The organism is Rhizobium moroccans, from assembly GCF_057559155.1.
This window is the reverse complement of record NZ_JBHFJG010000050.1, coordinates 9,339-18,329: the sequence shown is the minus strand read 5'-3', so window position 1 is coordinate 18,329 and position 8,991 is coordinate 9,339. Positions and strand designations below refer to the sequence as shown.

Sequence of the window (8,991 nt, the reverse complement as noted above, 5' to 3'; positions counted from 1 at the left end):
AGAGCGGCAAGCGCCGAGCCCTTGATGACCGGAATGTCGTCGCCCGGGAAGTCGTAGGACGACAGAAGTTCGCGAACTTCAAGCTCGACGAGCTCGAGAAGCTCGGCGTCGTCGACCTGGTCGACCTTGTTCAGGAACACGACGATCGCCGGAACGCCGACCTGACGGGCCAGCAGGATGTGCTCGCGCGTCTGCGGCATCGGGCCGTCGGCAGCCGAGCATACCAGGATCGCGCCGTCCATCTGCGCCGCACCGGTGATCATGTTCTTCACATAGTCGGCGTGGCCGGGGCAGTCGACGTGCGCATAGTGACGGTTCGGCGTCTCGTACTCGACGTGCGCCGTCGAAATCGTGATCCCGCGCGCCTTCTCTTCCGGAGCCGCATCGATCTGGTCGTAAGCCTTGAACTCACCGAAATACTTGGTGATGGCCGCCGTCAGGGACGTCTTGCCATGGTCAACGTGACCAATCGTGCCAATGTTGACGTGAGGCTTCGTGCGCTCAAACTTGCTCTTTGCCATTGCGGCTCTCCGTTCTTGTCCCTTGACGGGAAAATTCTCTACTTTTTCAGCGGGTTACTCCGGTCACTTCTGACCGGAGTACTTTGCCTGGATTTCCGTTGCCACGTTCGACGGGACCGGTGCGTAATGGTCGAAGACCATCGAATACTGAGCACGGCCCTGCGACATGGAGCGCAGGTTATCGACATACTTGAACATGTTGGCCAGCGGCACATGAGCGTTGATCACGACGGCGATGCCGCGCGATTCCTGGCCCTGGATCTGACCACGGCGGGAGTTCAGGTCGCCGATCACGTCACCGACGTAATCCTCCGGCGTCACGACCTCGACCTTCATCATCGGCTCGAGGAGCTGAGCGCCAGCCTTCTTCGCAGCTTCACGGAAGCAAGCGCGAGAAGCGATTTCGAAGGCGAGAACCGAGGAGTCCACGTCGTGGAAGGCACCGTCGACGAGGGTCGCCTTGACGCCCAGCATCGGGAAGCCGGCGAGCGGGCCCGAAGACAGAACGCTTTCGATACCCTTCTGCACGCCCGGGATGTATTCCTTCGGAACGGCACCACCGACGATCTTGGATTCGAAGACGAAATCTTCGCCATCTGGGTTCGGTTCGAAGACGATCTTGACGCGCGCGAACTGGCCGGTACCACCGGACTGCTTCTTGTGCGTGTAGTCTTCTTCGTGCTGACGCGTGATCGTTTCACGGTAAGCAACCTGCGGCGCACCGACGCTCGCTTCAACCTTGAACTCGCGACGCATGCGGTCGACGATGATGTCCAGGTGAAGTTCGCCCATGCCGGCAATGATGGTCTGGCCGGATTCCTGGTCGGTCTTGACGCGGAAGGACGGATCTTCTGCTGCCAGGCGGTTGAGCGCGAGGCCCATCTTTTCCTGGTCGCCCTTGGACTTCGGCTCGATCGCGATCTGGATGACCGGCTCGGGGAATTCCATGCGCTCGAGGATAACCGGCTTCAGCGGATCGCAGAGCGTGTCGCCCGTCGTGGTTTCCTTCAGGCCTGCGAGAGCAACGATGTCGCCTGCGAAGGCTTCTTCGATGTCTTCACGGGAGTTGGAGTGCATCTGCAGCATGCGGCCGACGCGCTCGCGCTTGTCCTTGACCGTGTTGAGAACCGACGAACCCTTTTCGAGCTTGCCGGAATAGATGCGTGCGAAGGTCAGCGAACCGACGAAGGGGTCGTTCATGATCTTGAAGGCCAGCATGGACAGCGGCTCGCTGTCGTCGGCATGGCGCTCGATCTCGGCTTCGGTCTTGAAGTCGATGCCCTTGATCGCCGGAATGTCGAGCGGCGACGGCAGGTAGTCGACAACCGCGTCGAGAAGCGGCTGAACGCCCTTGTTCTTGAATGCGGTACCGCAGAACATCGGGTGGAACTTGACGTCAATCGTGCCGCGACGGACGAGCGCGCGGATCTGATCGTTGTCCGGCATCGTGCCTTCGAGGTAGGCTTCCATCGCGGCTTCGTCGATCTCGACAACGGTCTCGATCAGCTTTTCGCGATATTCTTCAGCCTTGGCCTTCATGTCTTCCGGGATCTCGACGACGTCCCACTGGGCGCCGAGCGATTCGTCGCGCCAGACGAGAGCATTCATCTCGATCAGATCGACAACGCCCTTGAACTCGGTTTCTGCGCCGATCGGCAGCTGCATGACAACGGCGGTCGCACCGAGGCGGGTCTTGATCATCTCGACGGAGCGGTAGAAGTCCGCACCGGTCTTGTCCATCTTGTTGCAGAAGATCATGCGCGGAACATGATACTTCTCGGCCTGACGCCAGACGGTTTCCGTCTGCGGCTCTACGCCGGCGTTGGCGTCGAGCAGCGCGATGGCGCCGTCGAGAACGCGCAGCGAACGCTCCACTTCGATGGTGAAATCGACGTGGCCGGGGGTGTCGATGATGTTGAAGCGGCGGGTCTTGCCGTCACGGCCCTTCCAGTAGGTCGTGGTCGCAGCAGACGTGATCGTGATGCCACGCTCCTGCTCCTGCTCCATCCAGTCCATCGTGGCCGCGCCATCATGGACTTCGCCGATCTTGTGCGACTTGCCGGTGTAATAAAGGATACGCTCGGTGGTCGTCGTCTTGCCGGCGTCAATATGCGCCATGATACCGAAGTTACGGTAGTCTTCGATTTTATATTCGCGAGCCATAGGACTGCCTTTCGAAATTCGATCGGATGACGATTACCAACGGTAATGCGAGAACGCGCGGTTGGCGTCCGCCATCTTATGCGTGTCTTCACGCTTCTTGACGGCGCTGCCACGGTTGTTGGCAGCATCCAGAAGCTCACCCGAGAGACGATCCACCATGGTGGTCTCGTTACGCTTGCGGGCGGCAGCGATCAACCAGCGGATGGCGAGAGCCTGACGGCGCTCCGGGCGAACATCCACCGGGACCTGGTAGGTTGCACCACCAACGCGGCGCGAACGCACTTCAACGTGCGGAGCGACATTCTCAAGCGCCTGATGGAAGACCGTGAGAGGCTCCTGCTTCGACCGACCGTGAACGGAATCGAAAGCACCATAAACGATGCTTTCAGCCACGGACTTCTTGCCGTGAAGCATGATCGCATTCATGAACTTGGTGACGATCAGATCGCCGAACTTCGGGTCCGGGTTGATCTCACGCTTTTCTGCACGATGGCGTCTGGACATACTACTTCTCGTCTCTTGAACTGTTAAGGCGCCTTATCACGCGGAGAACCTCGCGCAGCGCCGTGTAAAAAACCTCGGACCGAAGGATTACTTCGGACGCTTCGCACCGTACTTGGAGCGACGCTGCTTACGGTTCTTGACACCCTGGGTATCGAGAACGCCGCGGATGATGTGGTAGCGAACACCCGGCAAGTCCTTGACGCGGCCGCCACGGATCATCACTACGGAGTGTTCCTGAAGGTTATGGCCTTCACCCGGAATGTAGCCGATGACTTCGAAGCCGTTGGTCAGGCGGATCTTGGCGACCTTACGCAGAGCCGAGTTCGGCTTCTTCGGGGTCGTGGTGTAGACGCGGGTGCAAACGCCGCGCTTCTGCGGGTTTTCCTGCAGAGCAGGTACCTTATTGCGCTTTACCTGTGCCTGGCGCGGCTTGCGGATCAGCTGGTTTACGGTAGGCATATAACCATCCCTTGCAAATTTCGTCTCAAACCCTTTTCGGGCCAATCTGATGCCGTTTCCGGCGGCGGCACACACATCCCCTCATGCGCAAAACGTGGCCCGACCCGGTTTTCCGGATGGACCACCCAAGGCAGAGGACGCATTCCTCATGCGTCATGCGTGCAGCATTCGTGTCGTCAACGTGCGTGTTTCGAACCGTGTCTGAGGTTTACTCAAGGAACGACTCGTTCCAAACGGGCAAGCCTCACATCGCTTCCGATGCGGGGCGTTTACTGTTTTCACCCCTTCTCGTCAAGCTAAAAAGCAAAAATTAATAGATGCAAGCCCGGCAGAATAGGCCCGGAGCGCCTTGCCGGATGAAATCTCGACGATTTCATCCTCCCCCCGGCAGATAGTGTTTGGGAATCGGTATGGCCGGCGTTAAGGAAATCCGAGAACCTTCCGGCCGGTTCGGCGTTCAACGTCTTTCCGGCAATCGATACGGAGAACATGATGATCGGCAACCCCGACAACGACAATAACCTCGAAGGGCCGATGGTGTTCATCATTATCGGCAAGGCCTATGAAATCAAGGGCGGCGAAGGCATCGACCTGCATATCCTGTTGAGCGCCGCCGATGACGATTCCGCCGTGCGCGAAGCCTTGAACGCCCTTTCCGAAGAGGGGTTCACCGAAGCCGAGCTCGACCAGATCGGCATATTGACCGATATCCCCACGGAGGAGCCGCATGCCTCCGCCTATCAGGGCGCGCTCGAAGGCGAGGTCGCGATCATCCGCTTCGACTCGTAAAGGCGCCCATCGCGACCGAAATCCCTGAACGGGGATGTGCGGTAGTGACGGTTCTGCATTCCTCACAGTCGAGCCCATAATGCAAAAGCCCGGATCGAAACGATCCGGGCTTTTTTCGTTGACTGATCCGGCGATTGCAGGGGACGCATCCCCTGCCCTCACCTTACTCGGCCGGCGTATTTTCGCCGGCCATGTCCTGCAGCATCGGCGTTGCAGCCGAAGCTCCGGTGCCCTTCTTGCGCTCCTCGAGGATGAGTTCGTCCCGCGAAGTGGCGATGCGGCGGATCTGGGTCATGGTGCCGCCGGTACCGGCCGGGATGAGACGACCGACGATGACGTTCTCCTTGAGCCCCTGCAGAGTGTCCATCTTGCCGGCGATCGCAGCTTCCGTGAGGACCTTGGTGGTCTCCTGGAAGGATGCGGCCGAGATGAAGGACGGCGTCTGCAGCGATGCCTTGGTGATGCCGAGCAGGACCGGATCGCCGTAAGCGGGCTTCTTGCCCTCTTCCGCGAGCCGTTCGTTGGCTTCGTCCAGTTCGATACGATCGACATTGTCGCCGACGATGTACTGGCTGTCACCACTGTCGGTGATCTCGACCTTCTGCAGCATCTGACGGACGATGACCTCGATGTGCTTGTCGTTGATGACAACGCCCTGCAGTCGATAGACTTCCTGGATCTCGTTGACGAGGTAGGAAGCCAGAGCCTCCACGCCCTTGATTGCCAGAATGTCGTGCGGCGCCGGGTTGCCGTCGAGGATGTAGTCGCCCTTCTCGATGTAGTCGCCGTCCTGAAGATGGAAGGGCTTGCCCTTCGGAATCAGGTACTCGACCGGCTCCACACCGTCTTCAGCCGGCTCGATCATGACGCGACGCTTGTTCTTGTAGTCGCGGCCGAGCCGGATCGTGCCATCGATCTCTGCGATGATGGCGTGATCCTTCGGACGACGAGCTTCGAAGAGTTCGGCGACGCGCGGCAGACCACCGGTGATGTCCTTGGTCTTGGCGCTTTCCATCGGCACGCGAGCAAGAACGTCACCCTGAGATACCTTCTGGCCGGGCTCGACCGAGAGGATGGCGTCGACCGACAGCATGAAGCGGGCATCACCACCACGGGTGAGCTTCATGATGTTGCCGGAGGCATCCTTGATGACGATCGCCGGCTTGAGGTCGGTACCACGCGGCGTCGAACGCCAGTCGATGACCTGACGCTTGGTGATGCCGGTGGATTCGTCCGTCGATTCCGAAACCGAGATGGAGTCCACCACGTCCTCGAACTGAACGGTACCTGCGACTTCCGTCATCATCGGGCGGGTATAGGGATCCCACTCGGCGAGACGCTGACCGCGCTTGACCTTGTCACCATCGTCCACAAAGATCTTCGAACCGTAAGCAACGCGCTGCGAGGAGCGCTCGACACCGCGTTCGTCGAGAATGGTGACTGCCATGTTGCGGCCCATCGCGACGAGATTGCCTTCGGAGTTCCGCAGCATGTTGCGGTTCTTGATCTGCACCGTGCCCTCATACGAGGCTTCCAGGAAGGACTGGTCGACCACGGTCGCCGTGCCACCCAAGTGGAAGGTACGCATGGTGAGCTGGGTGCCCGGCTCGCCGATCGACTGAGCAGCGATGACACCGACGGCTTCGCCCATGTTGACGGGCGTTCCGCGTGCCAGATCTCGACCGTAGCAGACCGAGCAGACGCCCGTCTGGACTTCGCAGGTCAGCGCCGAACGAATGCGGATCGACTGGATGCCAGCCTTCTCGATTTCGATGACATCCGGCTCGAGGATCATCTTGCCGGCGTCGACGATGCGCTCACCCGAAACCGGATGATCGATGTTGTCGAGAGCCGTACGACCCAGGATACGGGCGCCAAGCGAGGCCACGACCTGGCCGGCGTCAACGATGGCGGTCATGGTGAGACCGTTCTCGGTGCCGCAATCGACCATGTTGACGATGCAGTCCTGAGCGACGTCGACAAGACGGCGGGTCAGGTAACCGGAGTTTGCCGTCTTCAAGGCGGTGTCTGCCAGACCCTTACGGGCGCCGTGCGTCGAGTTGAAGTACTCGTTCACGGTCAGGCCTTCCTTGAAATTCGAGATGATCGGCGTTTCGATGATCTCGCCCGACGGCTTGGCCATGAGGCCGCGCATGCCGCCAAGCTGGCGCATCTGGTTCGGAGAACCGCGGGCGCCCGAGTGGGACATCATGTAGATCGCGTTCATCGGCTTCTGGCGACCGGTCTCGGCGTCGAACTCGACGGCCTTGATGCGGGCCATCATGTCTTCGGCGACCTTTTCGGTAGCCTTGCCCCAGGCGTCGACGACCTTGTTGTACTTCTCGCCCTGAGTGATCAGGCCGTCGTTGTACTGCTGCTCGTATTCCTTCACCAGGGCTTCGGTATCACCGACGATCTTCTCCTTGGTATCCGGAATGATCATGTCGTCCTTGCCGAACGAAATGCCGGCGCGGCAAGCATGGGTGAAGCCGAGCTGCATGATGCGGTCGCAGAAGATCACCGTGTCCTTCTGGCCGCAATGGCGGTAAACCGCGTCGATCATCTTGGAGATGTTCTTCTTGGTCATTTCCTGGTTGCAGATGTCGAAAGGCACGTTCGGGTTCTTCGGCAGAAGCTCGCCGATGATCATGCGGCCGGGCGTAGTCTCATAGATCTTCGAAACCGGCTTTCCGTCGGCATCGACGGTCTTGTAGCGGCCCTTGATCTTGGCGTGCAGCGTCACGACCTTGTTTTCCAGAGCGTGGTGCAGTTCGCCCATGTCGGAGAAGGCCATGCCTTCGCCCGGCTCGTTCTGGTTCAAGATCGAGAGGTAGTAGAGGCCGAGAACCATGTCCTGCGACGGCACGATGATCGGGGCACCGTTTGCCGGATGCAGGATGTTGTTCGTCGACATCATCAGCACGCGGGCTTCGAGCTGAGCTTCGAGCGACAGCGGCACGTGGACGGCCATCTGGTCGCCGTCGAAATCGGCGTTGAAGGCCGTGCAGACGAGCGGGTGCAGCTGGATAGCCTTGCCTTCGACCAGGATCGGTTCGAAGGCCTGGATGCCCAGGCGGTGCAGCGTCGGAGCGCGGTTCAGGAGAACCGGATGCTCGCGGATGACCTCGTCCAGGATATCCCAGACTTCCGGCTTTTCCTTCTCGACCAGCTTCTTGGCCTGCTTGACGGTGGAGGAGTAACCCTTGGCGTCAAGGCGGGCATAGATGAACGGCTTGAAGAGCTCGAGCGCCATCTTCTTCGGAAGACCGCACTGGTGCAGCTTCAGTTCCGGACCGGTCACGATGACCGAGCGGCCGGAATAGTCGACGCGCTTGCCGAGCAGGTTCTGACGGAACCGGCCCTGCTTGCCCTTCAGCATGTCGGAAAGCGACTTCAGCGGGCGCTTGTTGGCACCCGTGATGACGCGGCCGCGGCGGCCGTTATCGAACAGCGCATCGACAGATTCCTGCAGCATGCGCTTTTCGTTGCGGATGATGATGCCCGGCGCGCGCAGCTCGATGAGCCGCTTCAGACGGTTGTTACGGTTGATGACGCGACGATAGAGATCGTTGAGGTCAGACGTCGCGAAACGGCCGCCGTCCAGCGGAACCAGCGGACGCAAGTCCGGCGGGATCACCGGGATGACCTTCATGATCATCCATTCCGGGCGGTTGCCGGATTCGATGAAGTTCTCGACGATCTTCAGCCGCTTCATCAGCTTCTTCTGCTTGAGATCCGACGTGGTGTCGGCAAGCTCGGAGCGAAGGTCCCCGGCGATCTTCTCGAGATTCATCGAGGCGAGCATCTCGTAGATGGCCTCGGCTCCGATCATCGCGGTGAACTGATCCTCGCCGAACTCGTCGACGGCGATCATGTATTCTTCTTCGGAAAGAAGCTGGTTTTCCTTAAGCGACGTGAGGCCCGGCTCGGTGACGATATAGTTCTCGAAATAGAGAACGCGCTCGACATCCTTGAGCGTCATGTCGAGAAGCGTCGCGATGCGGGACGGAAGCGACTTCAAGAACCAGATATGGGCGACGGGAGCGGCGAGCTCGATATGGCCCATGCGCTCACGGCGAACGCGCGACAGGGTGACTTCCACGCCGCACTTTTCGCAGATGATGCCCTTGTACTTCATGCGCTTGTACTTGCCGCACAAGCACTCGTAGTCCTTGATCGGTCCGAAGATGCGCGCGCAGAAGAGACCGTCGCGTTCCGGCTTGAACGTGCGGTAATTGATGGTCTCCGGCTTTTTGATTTCGCCGTAGGACCAGGAGAGAATCTTCTCGGGCGACGCGATCGAGATACGGATCGAATCGAAATGCTGCGCAGGCACCTGCGGGTTGAAAAGATTCATGACCTCTTGGTTCATGCCTATCTCCTTTAGGGGCGGAAGCCCTCGGCTTGCGATCGGTACGGTCCAATTTCCCGGGACGAACCATCCGACGCTTTAAAACAGTCTTAGCCGCGAAATGCGGCGAAACTTTCCCGATCCTGCCGGCGGGAACCGGCGTCGGGAGCGGGGGGCACCTCCAGGGCTGTCTCTTATACACAT

The 8,991-nt window shown here is 59.7% G+C and carries 6 protein-coding genes; 1 reads left to right on the top strand and 5 read right to left on the bottom strand.

The annotated features are described in order from the left end of the window. The 4 genes from ACE04I_RS24635 to rpsL form a co-directional block, all read right to left on the bottom strand. A partial coding sequence (locus ACE04I_RS24635) for a GTP-binding protein (RefSeq protein ID WP_487207666.1) occupies positions 1–521 on the bottom strand: 521 nt, incomplete at its 3' end. Between the two features lie 63 nt (positions 522–584). Continuing rightward, positions 585–2,684 carry an elongation factor G gene (gene fusA, locus ACE04I_RS24630; RefSeq protein ID WP_046792696.1) on the bottom strand — a complete coding sequence of 700 codons (2,100 nt, stop codon included), beginning with the start codon at positions 2,682–2,684 and terminating at the stop codon, positions 585–587. A 33-nt stretch (positions 2,685–2,717) separates the two neighbouring features. Further along, on the bottom strand, positions 2,718–3,188 hold the full coding sequence (gene rpsG / locus ACE04I_RS24625; RefSeq protein ID WP_046792697.1) for a 30S ribosomal protein S7: 471 nt from the start codon (positions 3,186–3,188) through the stop codon (positions 2,718–2,720). Between the two features lie 87 nt (positions 3,189–3,275). Continuing rightward, positions 3,276–3,647: a 30S ribosomal protein S12 gene (gene rpsL / locus ACE04I_RS24620; RefSeq protein ID WP_003507760.1), complete on the bottom strand. Its 372-nt coding sequence runs from the start codon at positions 3,645–3,647 to the stop codon at positions 3,276–3,278. Between the two features lie 492 nt (positions 3,648–4,139). Between rpsL and ACE04I_RS24615 the strand changes: the two genes are divergently transcribed. Next, positions 4,140–4,436: a hypothetical protein gene (locus tag ACE04I_RS24615; RefSeq protein ID WP_046792698.1), complete on the top strand. Its 297-nt coding sequence runs from the start codon at positions 4,140–4,142 to the stop codon at positions 4,434–4,436. Between the two features lie 163 nt (positions 4,437–4,599). On the opposite strand, the gene rpoC is transcribed toward ACE04I_RS24615, so the two are convergent. Next, positions 4,600–8,808, bottom strand: coding sequence for a DNA-directed RNA polymerase subunit beta' (gene rpoC, locus ACE04I_RS24610; RefSeq protein ID WP_046792699.1), 4,209 nt, complete (start codon positions 8,806–8,808; stop codon positions 4,600–4,602). Between the last annotated feature and the right edge of the window lie 183 nt (positions 8,809–8,991).

Coding starts and splice junctions, on each gene's coding strand:
- fusA (WP_046792696.1), bottom strand. CDS start 2,684: ATGGCTCGCGAATATAAAATCGAAGACTACCGTAACTTCGGTATCATG.
- rpsL (WP_003507760.1), bottom strand. CDS start 3,647: ATGCCTACCGTAAACCAGCTGATCCGCAAGCCGCGCCAGGCACAGGTA.
- rpsG (WP_046792697.1), bottom strand. CDS start 3,188: ATGTCCAGACGCCATCGTGCAGAAAAGCGTGAGATCAACCCGGACCCG.
- rpoC (WP_046792699.1), bottom strand. CDS start 8,808: ATGAACCAAGAGGTCATGAATCTTTTCAACCCGCAGGTGCCTGCGCAG.
- ACE04I_RS24615 (WP_046792698.1), top strand. CDS start 4,140: ATGATCGGCAACCCCGACAACGACAATAACCTCGAAGGGCCGATGGTG.